Genomic DNA, 275 nt, shown 5'->3' with positions numbered 1-275 from the left:
TTCATGTCCTAATGGAATACCTGCGAAGGTTACACCAGTTTCCTCGTCGACACGGTTTACACTAAAGCTTGGCGTTCTTTCTAACTCAGCTTTTTCAAAAGATATTTTAGAAGACATTGAAGCAAGTTCATTAACAAGTTCTAACATGTCTTCAGATACTTTATCATTTCCTACACTTACTTTAAGAAGGATATCTCCTTCCATTAGTTGTAGGTATTGATCCAATTGTGCCTTAATTTCTGCATCAAGTACCATTTATTTGCACTCCTTAAATT

The 275-nt window shown here is 35.3% G+C and carries 1 pseudogene; it reads right to left on the bottom strand.

Going from position 1 to position 275, the window contains the following annotated elements:
- A pseudogene (locus AOA62_RS29590) lies at window positions 1-255 on the bottom strand (alkyl hydroperoxide reductase subunit F); the annotation flags it as partial.
- Window positions 256-275 lie beyond the last annotated feature (20 nt).

This window comes from Pseudomonas sp. 2995-3, from assembly GCF_002742565.1.
GTDB lineage: Bacteria > Pseudomonadota > Gammaproteobacteria > Pseudomonadales > Pseudomonadaceae > Aquipseudomonas > Aquipseudomonas edaphica.
This window is presented reverse-complemented; position numbering and strand designations above follow the sequence as displayed.